The 16,604-nt window shown below is 70.6% G+C and carries 18 protein-coding genes; 16 read left to right on the top strand and 2 right to left on the bottom strand.

The window, feature by feature from the left end; all coding sequences use genetic code 11:
- Positions 1 to 252: 252 nt before the first annotated feature.
- The 3 genes from BMY89_RS24955 (at position 253) to BMY89_RS24945 (ending at position 2,778) form a co-directional block, all read left to right on the top strand.
- Entirely contained in the window at positions 253 to 1,209 is a 957-nt protein-coding gene (locus BMY89_RS24955; protein ID WP_092382511.1) for a heme o synthase, read from the top strand.
- A gap of 309 nt (positions 1,210 to 1,518) precedes the next feature.
- Positions 1,519 to 1,854, top strand: a complete 336-nt coding sequence (locus BMY89_RS24950) for a hypothetical protein (protein WP_092382510.1) — start codon at positions 1,519 to 1,521, stop codon at positions 1,852 to 1,854.
- A gap of 6 nt (positions 1,855 to 1,860) precedes the next feature.
- Complete coding sequence (locus tag BMY89_RS24945; RefSeq protein WP_092382509.1) at positions 1,861 to 2,778, top strand: ATP-grasp domain-containing protein; 918 nt, start codon at positions 1,861 to 1,863, stop codon at positions 2,776 to 2,778.
- A gap of 48 nt (positions 2,779 to 2,826) precedes the next feature.
- Here the strand turns inward: BMY89_RS24945 and BMY89_RS24940 are convergent, their stop codons facing one another.
- A complete protein-coding gene (locus BMY89_RS24940) occupies positions 2,827 to 3,801 on the bottom strand; it encodes a COX15/CtaA family protein (protein ID WP_175510419.1) in 975 nt (324 codons plus the stop codon).
- A gap of 98 nt (positions 3,802 to 3,899) precedes the next feature.
- On the opposite strand from BMY89_RS24940, the gene BMY89_RS24935 reads away from it, so the two are divergent.
- The 10 genes from BMY89_RS24935 (at position 3,900) to BMY89_RS24890 (ending at position 12,437) form a co-directional block, all read left to right on the top strand.
- Positions 3,900 to 4,691, top strand: coding sequence for a helix-turn-helix transcriptional regulator (locus BMY89_RS24935; RefSeq protein WP_372433288.1), 792 nt, complete (start codon positions 3,900 to 3,902; stop codon positions 4,689 to 4,691).
- Positions 4,688 to 6,118 carry a Fe-S cluster assembly protein SufB gene (sufB, locus tag BMY89_RS24930; protein ID WP_092382507.1) on the top strand — a complete coding sequence of 477 codons (1,431 nt, stop codon included), beginning with the start codon at positions 4,688 to 4,690 and terminating at the stop codon, positions 6,116 to 6,118. Before BMY89_RS24935 ends, sufB begins: the two co-directional genes overlap by 4 nt.
- An 87-nt stretch (positions 6,119 to 6,205) precedes the next feature.
- Positions 6,206 to 7,348, top strand: a complete 1,143-nt coding sequence (gene sufD / locus BMY89_RS24925) for a Fe-S cluster assembly protein SufD (protein ID WP_092382506.1) — start codon at positions 6,206 to 6,208, stop codon at positions 7,346 to 7,348.
- The gene (locus BMY89_RS24920; protein WP_092382505.1) at positions 7,348 to 7,695 is read left to right on the top strand and encodes a non-heme iron oxygenase ferredoxin subunit; all 348 of its coding nucleotides are present in this window, start codon (positions 7,348 to 7,350) and stop codon (positions 7,693 to 7,695) included. The genes sufD and BMY89_RS24920 overlap by 1 nt, the downstream gene beginning before the upstream one ends.
- Positions 7,692 to 8,465, top strand: coding sequence for a Fe-S cluster assembly ATPase SufC (gene sufC / locus BMY89_RS24915; protein ID WP_092382504.1), 774 nt, complete (start codon positions 7,692 to 7,694; stop codon positions 8,463 to 8,465). Before BMY89_RS24920 ends, sufC begins: the two co-directional genes overlap by 4 nt.
- A 26-nt stretch (positions 8,466 to 8,491) precedes the next feature.
- Positions 8,492 to 9,796, top strand: a complete 1,305-nt coding sequence (locus tag BMY89_RS24910; RefSeq protein ID WP_092382503.1) for a cysteine desulfurase — start codon at positions 8,492 to 8,494, stop codon at positions 9,794 to 9,796.
- 46 nt (positions 9,797 to 9,842) lie between these two features.
- Positions 9,843 to 10,316: a Fe-S cluster assembly sulfur transfer protein SufU gene (sufU, locus tag BMY89_RS24905; protein WP_092382502.1), complete on the top strand. Its 474-nt coding sequence runs from the start codon at positions 9,843 to 9,845 to the stop codon at positions 10,314 to 10,316.
- Positions 10,313 to 10,777, top strand: a complete 465-nt coding sequence (locus BMY89_RS24900; protein WP_092382501.1) for a metal-sulfur cluster assembly factor — start codon at positions 10,313 to 10,315, stop codon at positions 10,775 to 10,777. The genes sufU and BMY89_RS24900 overlap by 4 nt, the downstream gene beginning before the upstream one ends.
- Before the next feature lie 267 nt (positions 10,778 to 11,044).
- Positions 11,045 to 11,701 (top strand): LysE family transporter, encoded by a 657-nt coding sequence (locus tag BMY89_RS24895; protein WP_175510418.1) that lies wholly within the window; start codon positions 11,045 to 11,047, stop codon positions 11,699 to 11,701.
- A gap of 88 nt (positions 11,702 to 11,789) precedes the next feature.
- On the top strand, positions 11,790 to 12,437 hold the full coding sequence (locus BMY89_RS24890; protein ID WP_092382500.1) for an acVLRF1 family peptidyl-tRNA hydrolase: 648 nt from the start codon (positions 11,790 to 11,792) through the stop codon (positions 12,435 to 12,437).
- A gap of 18 nt (positions 12,438 to 12,455) precedes the next feature.
- On the opposite strand, the gene ypfJ is transcribed toward BMY89_RS24890, so the two are convergent.
- Entirely contained in the window at positions 12,456 to 13,364 is a 909-nt protein-coding gene (gene ypfJ, locus BMY89_RS24885) for a KPN_02809 family neutral zinc metallopeptidase (RefSeq protein ID WP_092382499.1), read from the bottom strand.
- 232 nt (positions 13,365 to 13,596) lie between these two features.
- Between ypfJ and BMY89_RS24880 the strand changes: the two genes are divergently transcribed.
- From BMY89_RS24880 to BMY89_RS24870, 3 genes are all read left to right on the top strand, one after another.
- Positions 13,597 to 15,201, top strand: a complete 1,605-nt coding sequence (locus BMY89_RS24880) for an ABC-F family ATP-binding cassette domain-containing protein (protein ID WP_092382498.1) — start codon at positions 13,597 to 13,599, stop codon at positions 15,199 to 15,201.
- 245 nt (positions 15,202 to 15,446) lie between these two features.
- Positions 15,447 to 15,674, top strand: a complete 228-nt coding sequence (locus BMY89_RS24875) for a helix-turn-helix domain-containing protein (RefSeq protein ID WP_007072022.1) — start codon at positions 15,447 to 15,449, stop codon at positions 15,672 to 15,674.
- 58 nt (positions 15,675 to 15,732) lie between these two features.
- Entirely contained in the window at positions 15,733 to 16,500 is a 768-nt protein-coding gene (locus BMY89_RS24870) for an enoyl-CoA hydratase/isomerase family protein (RefSeq protein WP_092382497.1), read from the top strand.
- Positions 16,501 to 16,604 lie beyond the last annotated feature (104 nt).

The raw sequence follows: 16,604 nt of genomic DNA, 5'->3' as shown, positions 1-16,604 counted from the left end.
CTGGTGACCCTATCGAGCGTTGCTAAACGTGCGCCCGAGGATCTCAGCATGCTGGTCTGTACGTTTCCGGCTGGCGTCCTGGTTCAGCGGCCCCCCGGGGGTGCCGGTCAGCCGCTGGTGTGACGGCCCGCACCGTTGCCGGGTCGCCCGGGCAGGCAAAACGACAACGCGTAGTGTGTGGGGGCGGCGTGTGGACCCGAGCCGGGTCCCGCCGCCCCGACCTCCCCTGCCGATGCCGGAAGGTGGCAATCCGTGAGCATGGTCACCGAGCGCCCCGTCAGTGATCCTGCCGGGCAGTCGCCGGTGTGCACGGCGGAGGAGGCCCCGGTTCGTTCCCGTGACCTGCGGACGGTGGTGGCGGCGTACGTGACGCTGACCAAGCCGCGGATCGTGGAGCTGCTGCTGGTCACCACCGTGCCGGCGATGATGCTCGCGCACGGCGGGATGCCGTCGCTGTGGCTGGTCGCGGTGGTGCTGGTCGGCGGTTCGCTCGCGGCCGGGGCGGCCAGCGTGCTCAACTGCTACATCGACCGCGACATCGACCAGCTGATGCGGCGGACGAAGCGCCGGCCGCTGCCCGCGCACACCGTGACGCCCCGCAACGCGCTGATCTTCGGTCTGACGTTGGCGGCCGTATCGGTCGCGCTGATGGCGGCCTTCACCAACCTGCTCGCCGCCGGGCTGACCCTGGCCGCGATCGTCTACTACGACGTCATCTACACCCTGTGGCTCAAGCGCACGACGGCGGCGAACACCTTCTGGGGCGGCGCCTGCGGGGCCGCGCCGGTGCTGATCGGCTGGGCGGCGGTGACCGGCTCGTTGTCGCCGGTGGCGTGGGCGCTGTTCGGGGTGGTCTTCTTCTGGCAGATGCCGCACTTCTATCCGCTCGCCATGAAGTACAAGGACGACTACGCCCGGGCGGGCATCCCGATGCTTCCGGTGGTGGCCTCGGTCCGGCGGGTCAACGCCGAGATCGTGCTGTTCGCCTGGCTGACGGTGCTCACCTCGCTGGCGGTCTGGGCGCTGGGTCTGGGGCCCGTCTACGGCGTGCCGACACTGGTGGTTGGCACGATCTTCCTGGTCGAGGCGCACAAGCTCGCCGGGCGGGCCCGCCGGGGCGAGCCGGTGAAGCCGATGCGGCTGTTCCACTGGTCGACGACGTACCTGACGATCGTCTTCGCCGCCGCGGCCCTCGACGCCCTGCTCTGACTGGCGTAAGGAAGGGCCCCTTCTTAACGCCTGATGTATAGGAAGGGCCCCCTCTTAACGACAGTCGGGTAGATCTGGACCGATGCGTCATTGTCCGTATTGTCGATAATTTTCGGTCACTGAGGGATGAGTCTCATCCGCTCAATCCTGGGTCGGTTGATGGTGTTCTGGCGCGTCGTTTAGGCGTGCTTGGTCCGGATAAATGCCCGCGAAACGCCTTTGGTGTTCCTTAAACTCGCGGGTAATCGGAATCACAAAAGCTTCACGGTTCTCGCCCCTCCAAGTGGTTGTCTGCATAGGCTGCGGGTTATGGCAGATGGTTCCGATACGACGCTGACGGCTGATCAGACCGCCTCCGCACCGACCCCCAACGGGTTGGTCGCCGGCATCAAGTCGTTCGCCGCCGAGCACGGCGGGGCGAAGGCGGTCATCGAGTACGTCGGCAAGCGCGGCGCACGCATCGTCCTGGTGGGTTCCGACGGCGCCTGGGGCGACCAGTTCGCCGAGGACACGGTCGTCGCCCGGGATGCCTGCGGGCAGGCCGGAGTGGCCGTGGAGAACGCCTGGGAGCGGGAGCTGATGGACCAGATGCGTCCGAGCAACGACCTCTGGCGTTCGATGGCCCGGCGCACGATGGCGCGTTGAGATAAATTGACCGACCACCACCAGCCGGCCCGGGGGGAACCCCGGGTCGCTCTCGTCACCTGTACGGCACTGGCCGATCTCGACGAGGACGACCGACTCGTCCTCGCCCCACTGTCCGCGCGTGGGATCATCGCCGAACCCGTCGTCTGGGACGACCCGGGCGTCGACTGGGCCGGCTACGACCTCGTCGTGCTCCGCTCGCCCTGGGACTACATGTTCCGCCGCGAGGAGTTCGTCACCTGGGCCGGGCGGGTGCCCCGGCTGGTCAACCCGGCCGACGTGGTGCGTTGGAACACCGACAAGCGCTACCTGGACGAGCTCTCCGCCGCCGGCGTGCCGACCGTACCGACCAGCTGGGTCCTGCCCGGTGAGCCGTGGCAGCCGCCGGCCGACCGGGGCGAGTACGTCATCAAACCGGTCGTCAGCGCGGGCAGCCAGGACACCGGCCGCTACGACCTGGCCGACCCGCGACACCGAGACCTCGCGTTGGCCCACCTCCGTCGCCTCGGCGCGGCCGGGCGGGTGGCCATGGTCCAGCCGTACCTGACCGCCGTCGACACCGCGGGCGAGACGGCACTGCTCTTCCTCGCCGGCCCGGACGGGCTGGCCTTCAGCCACGCCATCCGTAAGGGGCCGATGCTGACCGGCCCCGACGAGGGCGCCGATGGTCTCTACAAGCCCGAGGAGATCACCGCTCGGACGGCCGACCCGGCCCAGCGCGGGGTCGCGGCGAAGACCCTCGCGGCGGTGCCCGGCGGCACGGACCGGCTGCTCTACGCCCGGGTGGACCTGATTCCCGGCCCGGACGGCACGCCGGTGCTGGTGGAACTGGAGCTGACCGAGCCCTCGCTGTTCCTCGGGCACGCCGACGGTGCGCCCGAGCGCTTCGCCGACGCCATCGTCACCCAGCTCACCCGCGCCTGACCGCCGGTCGGTCGCGCATCTGCCGACCCCGTGTCCGGCATCGCGTGGTCAGACAGTGAGCGACGCCGTACGCGCTTCGGCCGGCGCGGCGGCGCCGGCGGGGGATGCCTCGGCCGGGCGGCGTTCGCGGATCGACCAGAGCACGGCCAGGGTGGCGAGCCAGACCAGGCAGGAACCGAGCATGTGGATGCCGACCAGCAACGCCGGCAGGTTCGTGAAGTACTGCACGAAGCCGATCACGCCCTGGCCGAGCTCGACCAGGAGCAGGGTCAGCGCGGCGCGGACGGTGTGCGCCGGCGCGCCGACCGCGCGCAGGGCCAGCCAGAGGCCGACGGTCAGGCCGACGAGCAGGAACACCAGGTCGGCATGGATCTGGGAGATCGTCTGCGGGTCGAGGCCGTTGCGGACCGCGTCGGCGTCACCGGCGTGCGGACCGCTGCCGGTCACCGCTACCCCGACGATGATCACCGCAACGCTGGCCACCACGGTGACCCAGGTCAGGGCGCGCAGCGCCGACGGCACCAGCGGGACCTTGCGGCCGTCCGGCTCGCCCACCCGCCGCCACAGGGCGTACGCCACGAGCAGCAGCAGCATCGAGACCACGAAGTGGATACCCACGATCGAGGGGTGCAGCTGGGTACGTACGGTGATCCCGCCGATCACCGCCTGCGCCACGATGCCGAGGACGACGGCCAGCGCGAGCGGCACCACACCCCGGCGGCGCGGGCGGTGCGCCAGCGCGGCCAGCAGGGTGGCGCCCGCGATCAGCACCAGTACGAAGCTGAGCAGCCGGTTACCGAACTCGATCATCCCGTGCAGGCCCATCTCGGCCGTGGCGGTGTACGACTCGTCGGTACACCGCGGCCAGGTGGGGCAGCCCAACCCGGAGGCGGTCAGTCGGACGGCCCCGCCGGTGACGACGATCGCGGCGTTCGCGACGATGTTGGCGAACGCGAGACGGCGCAGCAGGGTGGTGGAGACCGGGAACCGGGCGGGTCGCTTCACGAGGCGAATCCTACGCACCGTAGTTGTCGCCGATCGGGTGACTCCGCCCATGCGGTGGCTCGGATCACCGGACCCCGCGTTTGCAGGCCCTGACTGAATTACGTAACGTGGGCGTTGTGAAAAAGGCGGCGGGGCTCACCGGGCACCAGCCGGGGGCCTGGGTGGCCGCCGGCGGGCCGGTGTCGGCCGCCCAGGCCGCGTCCGTGCCTCCCGGCACTGCCGCAGCGGACCTGCCGACCCGCGACCGGGTCACCCAGCTGCTGCTGGAGCGCCGCGCCGCCACCGCCGCCCAGTTGGGCGACGCGCTGGGACTCAGCCCGGCGGCGATTCGCCGGCACCTCGACGCGATGCTGGTCGACGGCGACGTCGTCGCCCGCGAGCAGGCCGTGCGCGGCCACCGCGGGCGGGGCCGGCCGGCCAAGGTGTTCCTGCTGACCGACGCGGCGCGCAGCCGGTGTGGCACCCACCACTACGACAACATGGCCACCGCCGCGCTGCGCTGGATCGCTCGCACCGGCGGCTCCCAGGCGGTGGAGAGGTTCGCCGCCGAGCAGGTGGCCGCGCTGGAGGCCCGCTGCCGGGCCGCCCTGGCCGACGCGGGGGACGACCCGATGGCCCGTGCGGAGGCACTCGCCGCGGCGCTCACCGCCGAGGGATACGCTGCCAGTGCGTCCACGATCGCCTCCGGTGGCCAGCTCTGCCAGCATCACTGCCCGGTGGCACACGTGGCCGCCGAGTTCCCCGCGCTGTGCGAGGCCGAGACCACGGTGATCTCCCGCCTGGTCGGCACCCACGTGCAGCGCCTGGCCACCATCGCGCACGGCGACGGGGTGTGCACCACGCACATTCCCGGCCCGCCGCGCGCCCAGTCCGGTATGACCGTCACCACTGTGAGGACAGATAGATGACCGAGCAGATCGTCCAGCCCCTGACCCAGGAGGAGCAGCTCGCCGCCCTGGGCAACTACGAGTACGGCTGGGCCGACTCCGACGTCGCCGGGGCGGTCGCCCAGCGTGGCCTCAACGAGGCGGTGGTGCGGGACATCTCGGCCAAGAAGAACGAGCCGGCCTGGATGCTCGACCTGCGTCTGAAGGGCCTGCGGCTGTTCGGGCGCAAGCCGATGCCGGCCTGGGGCGCCGACCTCACCGGGATCGACTTCGACAACATCAAGTACTTCGTGCGCTCCACCGAGAAGCAGGCCACCAGCTGGGAGGACCTGCCCGAGGACATCAAGAACACCTACGACAAGCTGGGTATCCCGGAGGCGGAGAAGCAGCGCCTGGTCGCCGGTGTCGCCGCCCAGTACGAGTCCGAGGTGGTCTACCACAAGATCCGTGAGGATCTGGAGGAGCAGGGCGTCCTCTTCCTGGACACGGACACCGCGCTCAAGGAGCACGAGGACGTCTTCAAGGAGTACTTCGGCACGGTCATCCCGGTCGGCGACAACAAGTTCGCCGCGCTGAACACCTCGGTCTGGTCCGGTGGCTCGTTCATCTACGTGCCGAAGGGCGTGCAGGTGGAGATCCCGCTGCAGGCGTACTTCCGGATCAACACCGAGAACATGGGCCAGTTCGAGCGGACGCTGATCATCGTCGACGAGGGCGCGTACGTGCACTACGTCGAGGGCTGCACCGCGCCCATCTACTCCTCGGACTCGCTGCACAGCGCCGTGGTGGAGATCATCGTCAAGAAGAACGCCCGGTGCCGCTACACGACCATCCAGAACTGGTCCAACAACGTCTACAACCTGGTCACCAAGCGTGCCGTGTGCCACGAGGGCGCGACCATGGAGTGGATCGACGGCAACATCGGCTCCAAGGTGACCATGAAGTACCCGGCGGTCTACATGACCGGCGAGCACGCCAAGGGCGAGGTGCTCTCGGTCGCCATGGCCGGCGAGGGCCAGCACCAGGACGCGGGTGCCAAGATGGTGCACGCCGCGCCGCACACCAGCAGCACCATCGTGTCGAAGTCGATCGCCCGGGGCGGCGGCCGCACCTCGTACCGGGGGCTGGTGCAGGTGCTGGAGGGTTCGACCAACAGCCGCAGCACGGTCAAGTGCGACGCGTTGCTGGTCGACACGATCTCCCGCTCGGACACCTACCCGTACGTCGACATCCGTGAGGACGACGTGTCGATGGGGCACGAGGCGACCGTCTCCAAGGTCAGCGAGGACCAGCTCTTCTACCTGATGAGCCGGGGTCTCAGCGAGGACGAGGCGATGGCGATGATCGTGCGCGGCTTCATCGAGCCGATCGCCAAGGAACTGCCCATGGAGTACGCCCTGGAGCTCAACCGCCTGATCGAGCTGCAGATGGAGGGCGCGGTCGGCTGACGCCGCCGCGTCGTGGCGGGCCGTGCCTGGTCCCGGTCCGCCTCCGGTTCAACTGACACCGTCGTCGCAGATACAAGCAAGGAAGAGATGACTACCCAGGCTTCCGCGCCGCCCAGCACCAAGTCGCAGGCGCTGCGCTCGTACGACGTCGCTGACTTCCCGGCCCTCACCGGCCTGGAGGAGGAGTGGCGCTTCACCCCGCTCAAGCGGCTGCGCGGGCTGGTCGGCGACGACCCGACCGCCACCGCCACGGTCCGGCACGAGTACGCCGACCTGCCCGAGGGCGTGACCGTCGAGCGGATCGGCACCGAGGACCCACGGGTGGGCGGGGTGCTCACCCCGTTCGACCGGGTCAGCGCGCTGGCGTACGGCGGTGCCGCGCAGGCGCTGCTGGTGCGGGTGGCGCAGGACGCCGTGATCAGCGGGCCGGCGACCCTGCGGGTGATCGGCGAGGGCACCGACGGGGTGGCCTTCGGGCACACCGTGGTGCAGGTGGAGCGGTTCGCCGAGGCGGTCCTGGTGCTGGAGCAGGTGGGCTCGACCACGCTGGCCGACAACGTCGAGGTGACGGTCGGCGACGGGGCGAAGCTGACTCTGGTCACCGTCGCCGACTGGGCCGACGACGCGGTGCAGGCGCAGCACCTGAAGGTGCGGCTGGGCCGCAACGCGCGGGTACTGCACGTGCAGGTCACCCTCGGCGGCGACCTGGTCCGTCAGCACACCACGGTGGAGTACACCGACCGGGGCGGCGAGGCCGAGCTGTACGGCGTCTACTTCGCCGACTCCGGCCAGCACCTGGAGCACCGCCAACTGGTCGACCACACCGTGCCGGACTGCCGCAGCTACGTCGGCTACCGGGGCGCGCTGCAGGGGGAGAGCGCCCGCACGGTCTGGGTCGGCGACGTGCTGATCCGCGCGGAGGCGACGGGCACCGACACGTACGAGATCAACCGGAACCTGCTGCTCACCGACGGTGCGCGCGCCGATTCCGTGCCGAACCTGGAGATCGAGACCGGCGAGATCGCCGGTGCCGGTCACGCGAGCGCCACCGGGCGCTTCGACGACGAGCAGCTGTTCTACCTGATGGCCCGGGGCATCCCGGAGAGCGAGGCCCGGCGCCTGGTGGTACGCGGCTTCTTCGCCGAGCTGCTGAACAAGATCCCGGTCGAGGAGCTGCGCGAGCGGCTCGGCGCGACGATCGAGGATCGGCTGACCAAGGCGGGCGCCTGATGATCCGGATCTGCGCCGTCGAGGACGTGCCGAAGGGCACCGCGATCAGCGCGGACGTCGACGGCACCCAGATCGCGCTGGTGCACGCCGACGACGGCTCGTTCCACGCCGTGTTCGACGAGTGCTCACACGCCGCGGTCGCCCTCTCCGAAGGGGAGGTGGACGGGTGCACGTTGGAGTGCTGGCTGCACGGCTCCCGTTTCGACCTGCGTACCGGCGAGCCCACCGGGCTGCCCGCCACCGAACCAGTACCCGTCTACCCCGTCGAAGTCCGCGACGGCGACATCTACCTTCCCGTGGGCGACGACGGCCGCCCGACGCCGAGCAATGGAGTGACCCGAAAATGAGCACCCTGGAGATTCGTGACCTGCAGGTGTCGGTCAAGCTGCCCGAGGGTGAGCTCAAGCCGATCCTGGCCGGTGTCGACCTGACCGTGCGCTCCGGGGAGACCCACGCCATCATGGGGCCGAACGGCTCCGGCAAGTCGACCCTGGCATACTCGATCGCCGGCCACCCGAAGTACGAGATCACCGGCGGTTCGGTGACCCTGGACGGCGTCGACGTGCTGGAACTCTCCGTCGACGAGCGGGCCCGCGCCGGTCTCTTCCTCGCCATGCAGTACCCGGTCGAGGTGCCCGGCGTTTCGGTGGCGAACTTCCTGCGCACCGCCAAGACCGCCCTCGACGGCGAGGCGCCGAAGCTGCGCACCTGGGGCGGCGAACTGCGCGGCGCCATGGAGCGCCTGCACATGGACCCGGCCTTCGCCCAGCGCAACGTCAACGAGGGCTTCTCCGGCGGCGAGAAGAAGCGGCACGAGATCGTGCAGCTGGAGCTGCTCAGGCCCAAGATGGCCATCCTCGACGAGACCGACTCCGGCCTCGACGTGGACGCGCTGCGGGTGGTGAGCGAGGGGGTGAACCGGGTGCGCGACACCGGTGACACCGGCCTGCTGCTGATCACCCACTACACCCGGATCCTGCGCTACATCAAGCCCGACTTCGTGCACGTCTTCGTCGCCGGCCGGATCGTCGAGCAGGGCGGTCCGGAGCTGGCCGACAAGCTCGAGGAGTCCGGCTACGAGCGGTACGCGGCCGGGGCCGGTTCGGCGCGGGTCTGATCCCGAAGGAAGGGCCGGTCACGACGATGACCACCATCGCGATCCCGCCGGGGATGCCGCAGTACGACGACGCGCCGAGCTACGACGTGGCGGCGGTACGCGCCGACTTCCCGATCCTGGCTCGGGAGATCAACGGGCATCCGCTGGTCTACCTCGACAGCGCCAACACCTCGCACAAGCCACGCCAGGTGCTCGACGTGCTGGCCGAGCACTACGCGCAACACAACGCGAACGTGTCCCGGTCGGTGCACACGCTGGGCACCGAGGCGACCGAGGCATACGAGGGGGCCCGGGCGAAGGTCGCCGCGTTCGTCAACGCGCCCAGCGTCGACGAGGTGGTCTTCACCAAGAACTCCACCGAGGCGATCAACATCGTGGCGTACGCGTTCTCCAACGCCTCGCTGCGGCCCGACGCCGACCCTCGATTCCGGCTCGGGCCGGGTGACGAGATCGTCATCTCGGAGATGGAGCACCACTCGAACATCGTCCCGTGGCAGCTGCTGGCCGAGCGCACCGGCGCGACGCTGCGCTGGTTCGGCGTCACCGACAACGGACGGCTGGACGAGTCGGGGCTGACGGACCTGGTCAACGAACGGACGAAGATCGTCTCGTTGGTGCACATGTCCAACATCCTCGGCACGGTCAACGCCACGTCACGGATCACCGCCCGGGTCCGCGAGGTGGGGGCGCTGCTGCTGCTGGACTGCTCGCAGTCGGTCCCGCACATGCCGATCGACGTGGTCGACCTGGACGCCGACTTCATCGTCTTCACCGGGCACAAGATGTGCGGCCCGACCGGCATCGGGGTGCTCTGGGGGCGTACCGACCTGCTGGCGGCCATGCCGCCGGTGTTCGGCGGCGGCTCGATGATCGAGACGGTGACGATGGCCGGTTCGACGTATGCCGCACCACCGGCCCGATTCGAGGCGGGCACCCCGCCGATCGCCGAGGCGGTCGCGCTGGGTGCGGCCGTCGACTACCTGACCGGCATCGGCATGCGGGCCGTCCAGTGGCACGAGAAGCAGCTGACCGCGTACGCGCTGGATGCCCTGGGCACCGTGCCCGGCCTGCGGATCTTCGGTCCGGAGGTGCCGGTCGGCCGGGGCGGCACCATCTCCTTCGCCCTCGGTGACGTGCACCCGCACGACGTGGGCCAGGTGCTGGACTCCCTCGGCGTGCAGGTACGGGTCGGCCACCACTGTGCCCGGCCGGTCTGCACCCGGTTCGGAGTGCCGGCCACCACCCGGGCCTCGTTCTACCTCTACACCACCAGCGACGAGATCGACGCCCTGGTGGCGGGCCTGGAGCAGGTGCGGAAGGTGTTCCGATGAGCCGGGCGACGCAGGAGCCTGGGCGAGTCGTGGGGAGTTCAGCCTGATGCAGCTTGAGTTTCTTTACCAGGAGATCATCCTGGATCACTACAAGCGCCCACAGGGCCGCGGGCTGCGCGACGCAGACCCGGCCCACCAGGTGGGCGAGGCGCACCACGTCAATCCGACCTGTGGAGACGAGGTGACCATCCGGGTGGCCACCGACGGAGACACGCTGCACGACGTGTCGTACGACGGTGTCGGCTGCTCGATCAGCCAGGCGTCCGCGAGCGTGCTGCACGAACTGCTGACCGGCCGGGGTACGGCCGACGCGTTCGAGGTGCATGAGGCGTTCGTGGCGCTGATGTCCGGTCGTGGCCAGGTCACGCCGGACGAGAACGTGCTCGGTGACGGGGTGGCCTTCGAGGGCGTAGCCCGCTATCCCGCCCGGGTCAAATGCGCGCTGTTGCCGTGGATGGCGTTCAAGGACGCCGCGGCACGCGCCGGTGTGGGCGCGAGCCCGACCGAGGTTGAGGCATGAGCGAGGAGAGCACCACGCCGGAGACGGGCGCCGTGGCGACCGACAGCCCGGCTACGTCCGGTGGTCCGGCGGCCGGCGGTCCGGTGGCGACTGACGGTCCGGCGGCGACTGACGGTCCGGCGGCGGTCGGCGGCGGCAAGGCCGCCGTCGACGACGTCGAGGAGGCGATGAAGGACGTCGTGGACCCGGAGCTGGGCATCAACGTCGTCGACCTGGGCCTGCTGTACGGCGTGCATATCGACGACGAGAACGTCGCCACCCTGGACATGACGCTGACCTCGGCCGCCTGCCCGCTCACCGACGTGATCGAGGACCAGACCCGACAGGCGCTGACCACCGGTCCGGGCGGCGGGCTCGTCTCGGACATCCGGATCAACTGGGTGTGGCTGCCGCCGTGGGGGCCGGACAAGATCACTGACGAGGGCCGCGACCAGCTCCGTTCCCTCGGCTTCAACGTCTGAGTCGGTCTCGCGCGCTCTCCATCGGCGCGGCATCCCGAATGCCGCGCCGATGCCCTGCCCACCCCTGAGGTTCGCGGCCCCGCGCGCTCGGCGGCAGCCGCTGGAACGTAGTGGGCCTGGATAATCCGTGGCGGATCGACGGCTGCCGGCGCAGGATGGCCCGGTGAGCGAGGCGTACCCGTTGATGCCGTTCCCTGTCGTCGTGGCCACCGCCGCGAGCCGACAGCGGACCGGGCCGGGCTGCGCCTCGAGCCGCCGCCCACCCTCGTGACCGCCGTGTTCCTCGCCGGCGTGGTCGCCGGCTACGGCGTCGCCATCCCGGTCGGCGCGATCGCCGTACTCATTCTCGGGCTCACCGCGCGTACCTCGTTGCGGGTCGGCGCGGCCGCCGCGCTCGGCGTGGCCACCGCCGACGGGATCTACGCCGGTGCCGCGGCGCTCGGCGGCGCGGCGGTCGCCGCCTGGCTCACCCCCCTCGCCGGGCCACTGCGGCTGGTCGCCGCGGCGGTGCTGCTCGCGCTCGCCGCCCACGGTGCGTGGCGGGCGCTACCCGCTCGACGCTCCGCCCGTGCGGCCGTCGGCTCCGACGGACGGCCGAGCGCCGGGGTCGTGCGGCGTGGGCTGGACACTCCGCTCCGGGCGTTCGCCGGGGTCCTCGCGCTGACGATGCTCAACCCGGCCACCGTCGTCTACTTCACGGCCCTGGTGCTCGGCCGCCGCGACCTGGGCGGGCTGGACGCCGCGACCGGCATGGTCTTCGCTCTCGGCGCGTTCGTCGCCTCGGCGAGCTGGCAGCTGCTGGTCGCCGGGGGTGGCTCGTTGATCGGACGGGCGCTCACCAGCGACCGGGGCCGCCTGGTGACCGCCTTGTTGTCGAGCACCATCATCGCCGCGCTCGCCGTCGGCATGCTCCTGAGCGGATGACCGGCAGCAGCCGACCGGGGCCGAGACCAGCCGGGGGCAGTGGAGCTCCGCTGAGCGGGGCAGATCCACCGTGCCGTACGGTCGGGTGATGAGCAGCCGACCCGCCGCCGGGGGAGGCCGGTGGGTCGAGGTCGACCCGGCCCGGATCGACCGCTGGGTAGGCGGCTTCACCGACCGGCACGGCCCGCCCGTCACCACCGTCGAGGCGTACGGCCTGCTGCTGACCGCCCCGGACGGCGCGACCGCGCAGCTGCACACGCCGCCTGGCGCCCCGGCCACCACCGAGTTGCCGTCCTTCGTGGCCACCGCCGCCGCACCTCGGCGGATCGGTCTGCTGCTCGCCCGCAAGGGCGCGGTGGCGGTGGGCGTCGCCGAGGGGGAGCAGTTGCCCGTGCACAAGGTGGACGCCCGGTACGTGCAGGGCCGTACCGCCGCTGGTGGTTGGTCCCAGCAGCGGTTCGCCCGACGTCGGGACAACCAGGCGAAGGCGGCGCTGGCCGACGCGGTCGACCTCGCGGCCCGGCTGCTGCTGCCGGCCGCCGACGGGCTGGACGCGTTGGTCGCCGGCGGGGACCGGCGGGCCGTGGACACCGTGCTGGCCGACCGGCGGCTCGCCCCGCTGGCCGCGCTGCGCGCCGACCGGCTGCTGGACGTGCCCGAGCCCCGGTACGCGGTGCTGGTCGGCGCGGTGGCCGCGGCTCGGGCCGTGCACGTCCTGGTCCGCGACCCCGCCTGACCGCCCCTTCCCTACACCTCAGATCGCGCCGCTGAAGGTGTCGCAGGTGGCCGGGTCGCCGCTTTCGTAGCCTCGGTTGAACCATCGCTTGCGGTCGGCGGACGAGCCGTGGGTGAATTCGTCCGGGTTGACCGGCCGGTCGGCGCGCTTGGAGATCGCGTCGTCACCGATCGCCTCGGCGGTGTCGATGGCCTCGGCGATGTCCTGCTCGGTGATGCTGGTGAAGATCTTCTGGCCGCTCTCGTCGGCCGTGCCGGTGGCGTTCTTGGCCCAGGCGCCGGCGTAGCAGTCGGCCTGCAACTCCAGTCGCACCGACAGGTCGTTGGCGTTGCCCGGGTCGCGCTGCTGCGCTCGGCGGACCTGTTCGTTGGTGCCGAGCAGGTTCTGCACGTGGTGGCCGTACTCGTGGGCCAGCACGTACGGCTGGGCGAACTCGCCTTCCGCGCCCAGCTGCTCGGCGAGCACCTCGTAGAAGGTGAGGTCGATGTAGACCAGCGAGTCGGCCGGGCAGTAGAACGGGCCGACGCCGGAGTCGGCCTGGCCGCAGGCGGTGTTCACCGCCTGGCTGAAGAAGACGGTCCGGGTGGGGCGGTACTGCTCGCCGAGCGCCTGCGGCAGGGCGGTGCGCCAGTACGCCTGGATCGAGTTGACGTAGAGGGTGTTGCGGCAGTCCAGCTGCTCCAGGGCGTTGGCGGCCTCGCACCGCTGCTCCAGCGCGGCGTTGTCGCCCGACTCGCCACCGGTCATGGCGTTGAGCCCGAAGCCGCCGCCGACGAGGGCCACCAGCACGGCGATGATGATCCCGACGATGCCGCCGCGCCCGCCACCGATGGGGATCGGGATGCCCAGCCCGCCGCCGCCTCCTCCGCTTCCTCGCCGGTCCTCCACCTGGCTGGTGTCGATCCGTGCGTTCTCGTTCAGCTCCATGGTGACCCCGATCAGTCGGTGGCTCAGAGGCCGGAACCGGTCCGGACGGCGAATCCGGTACCCGACGATCTTGGTTGGTAATCCGCGGTGGGCTCCAGCCGGGGCCCGGTACACTTGATCCCGTGCTGCTCTGCGAAGGCTGAACGCCCCGCGCCGACGGGTCTGCAGGATCCGTCGGCGCTTTCGTGTGCCCTGAGTCAGCCCTCCGGATCCCGAGAGCGAGTACCCCGAAATGATCACTGCCAGCGGCCTGGAACTGCGCGCCGGCGCCCGGATTCTGCTGTCCGACACCACGCTGCGAGTGCAGCCGGGCGATCGGATCGGCCTGGTCGGCCGCAACGGCGCCGGCAAGACCACCACCCTGAAGGTCCTCGCCGGCGAGGGACAGCCGTACGCCGGGCAGATCGACCGGCGCAGCGCCGTCGGCTACCTCCCGCAGGATCCGCGCACCGGTGACCTGGACGTCACCGGCCGGGACCGGGTGCTCTCCGCCCGCGGCCTGGACACGCTGATGGCCGGGATGAAGGATCTGGAGGAGAAGCTCGCCGACGGCGGCGACGAGCGCCTGGTCCGCCGCTACGGTGCGCTGGAGGACCAGTTCGCCGCCCTCGGTGGGTACGCGGCCGAGGCTGAGGCGGCCCGGATCTGCGCCAACCTGGGGCTGCCGGATCGGGCTCTGACACAGACCATCGGCACGCTCTCCGGCGGCCAGCGGCGCCGGATCGAGCTGGCCCGGATCCTGTTCCGCGACGCGGGCGAGAACGGCGGCGGCATCCTGCTGCTCGACGAGCCCACCAACCACCTCGACGCCGACTCGATCACCTGGTTGCGGAGTTTCCTCGCCAACCACAAGGGCGGGCTGGTGGTGATCTCGCACGACGGCTCCCTGCTGGAGTCGGTGGTCAACAAGGTCTGGTTCCTCGACGCCACCCGCTCCGTCGTCGACGTCTACAACCTCGGTTGGAAGGCGTACCTGGAGGCGCGGGAGACCGACGAGCGGCGTCGGCGCCGGGAACGGGCCAACGCCGAGAAGAAGGCCGGGGCGCTGATGGCCCAGGCCGACAAGATGCGCGCGAAGGCCACCAAGACCGTCGCCGCGCAGAACATGGCCCGCCGCGCCGAACGGCTGATCTCCGGCCTCGAGGAGGTACGCGTCGCCGACAAGGTGGCCAAGGTGCGCTTCCCCGCGCCGGCGTCGTGCGGCAAGACCCCGCTGACCGCGGCCGGCCTGTCCAAGTCGTACGGCTCGCTGGAGATCTTCACCGACGTGGACGTCGCGGTCGACCGGGGCTCCCGGGTGGCCATCCTCGGCCTCAACGGCGCCGGCAAGACGACGCTGCTGCGGATGCTCGGCGGCCTGCTGGAGCCGGACACCGGCGAGGTGCGCGCCGGTCACGGACTGAGACTCGGATACTACGCACAGGAGCACGAGACGCTGGACATCGAGCGGACCGTGCTGGAGAACATGCGGGCCGCGTCGATCGAGCAGACCGACACCGATCTGCGGAAGATCCTGGGTGCCTTCCTCTTCTCCGGTGAGGACGTGGACAAGCCCGCCGGGGTGCTCTCCGGCGGGGAGAAGACCCGGCTGGCCCTGGCCACCCTGGTCTGCTCCGGTGCCAACGTGCTGCTGCTCGACGAGCCGACCAACAACCTCGACCCGGTCAGCCGGGAGCAGGTGCTCGACGCCATCGCCCGCTATCCGGGGGCGATCGTCCTGGTCACGCACGATCCGGGCGCCGTCCTCGCGCTCAAACCCGACCGGGCGATCCTGCTGCCCGACGGCGACGAGGACGCCTGGAGCGACGACCTGCTCGAACTGGTCGAACTGGCCTGAGCAAGGAAGGGCCCCCTTTTAACGCCTGCGGTAGAGGAAGGGGCCCCTGTTAACAGCGTCCCGCCTGCTGTGGTCGCCCGGCGCGTCGACCGGCCGGGCGGTCGAGGTGGCGTCACCTATCGGGAAGCTGACATTGCATAGCGTGTCGGTTGGCGAATAGTTGATATCTGGCGCATGATCGTCCGAGGCGGTCTAATAGGTGGGACCGTATCCGAACCGCACAGTCTGGGACGTGAGGACACAGCATGGCAGCCACTGGCACAGCCACCAGCACTGAGAAGGGTCGCCGGATCGTCGGAGCCGAGCGTCAGACGCTCGCCAAGGACCTCGTCAAGCGGTACACCGGAGGCGAGAGCATCCGGGCGCTCGCAGCCTCGACCGGCCGATCCTACGGGTTCATCCACCGGGTGCTCACCGAGTCCGGGGTGCAGCTGCGGCAGCGCGGCGGTGCTCGCCGCCGTAAGAAGGCGTGACCCGCCCGTCGGCGTCGTCCACCAGCACCAGTGCCACCACCGTGACCCGGGCCGCCCGGTGACCGCCGAGGCGACCGGGGTCCGGCTGGAATGCGACGGGCCGGTCGCAACAGTCACCCTGTGCCGGCCCGACGTGCTCAACGCACAGACCCCGGCGATGTGGCGTGCGATGAGCGACTTCTCCCGAGACCTTCCCGGCGACGTGCGTGTGGTCGTCGTACGGGGAGAGGGGCGGGCGTTCTCCGCCGGCCTCGACCTGTCGGTCGCCGGCGCATCCGGGCCCGGTTCCTTCGCCGAGTTGACGACCCTGCCCGAGCAGGAATGCGCCGACCGGATAGCCGACTACCAGGCCGGCTTCACCTGGTTGCACCGGCCGGACATCATCTCGGTGGCCGCCGTGCAGGGCCACGCCATCGGTGCCGGTTTCCAGCTTGCTCTCGCCTGCGACATGCGGGTGCTGGCCGAGAACGCGAAGTTCTCCATGGCCGAGGTGACGTTGGGCCTGGTGCCGGATCTGGCCGGCACCAAGCGCCTGGTCGAACTGGTCGGGTACGCCCGCGCACTGGAGATCTGCACCACCGGCCGTCGGATGGACGCCGCCGAGGCGGACCGGATCGGCCTGGCCACCCTCGTCGTGCCCAGCCCCGAGCTGGACGGTGCGGTGCGGGATCTGACCGCCGGGCTGCTCGCCCACCCGCGCGACGCGGTGGTGGAGATCAAGGCACTGCTCGCCGGAGCCGCCGGGCGGAGCCCCGTCGAGCAGCAGCGGGCCGAGCGGGAGGCACAGACCCGACGGCTGCGCGACCTCGCTGGCCACGGAGAATAAGGTAAGGACCGTTCGGGAAGATCCGGGTTACTCGCGAGGTTGTCGTAGTCATCGGGAGAATTGACCCGACGACGGGACGACGTCCCACAGACCCGGAGGTGCCC

It is taken from the genome of Micromonospora phaseoli, from assembly GCF_900109115.1.
GTDB classification, from domain to species: domain Bacteria; phylum Actinomycetota; class Actinomycetes; order Mycobacteriales; family Micromonosporaceae; genus Micromonospora; species Micromonospora phaseoli.
The sequence above is the reverse complement of the archived record's forward strand: the minus strand, read 5'-3'. Positions and strand labels throughout refer to the sequence as shown.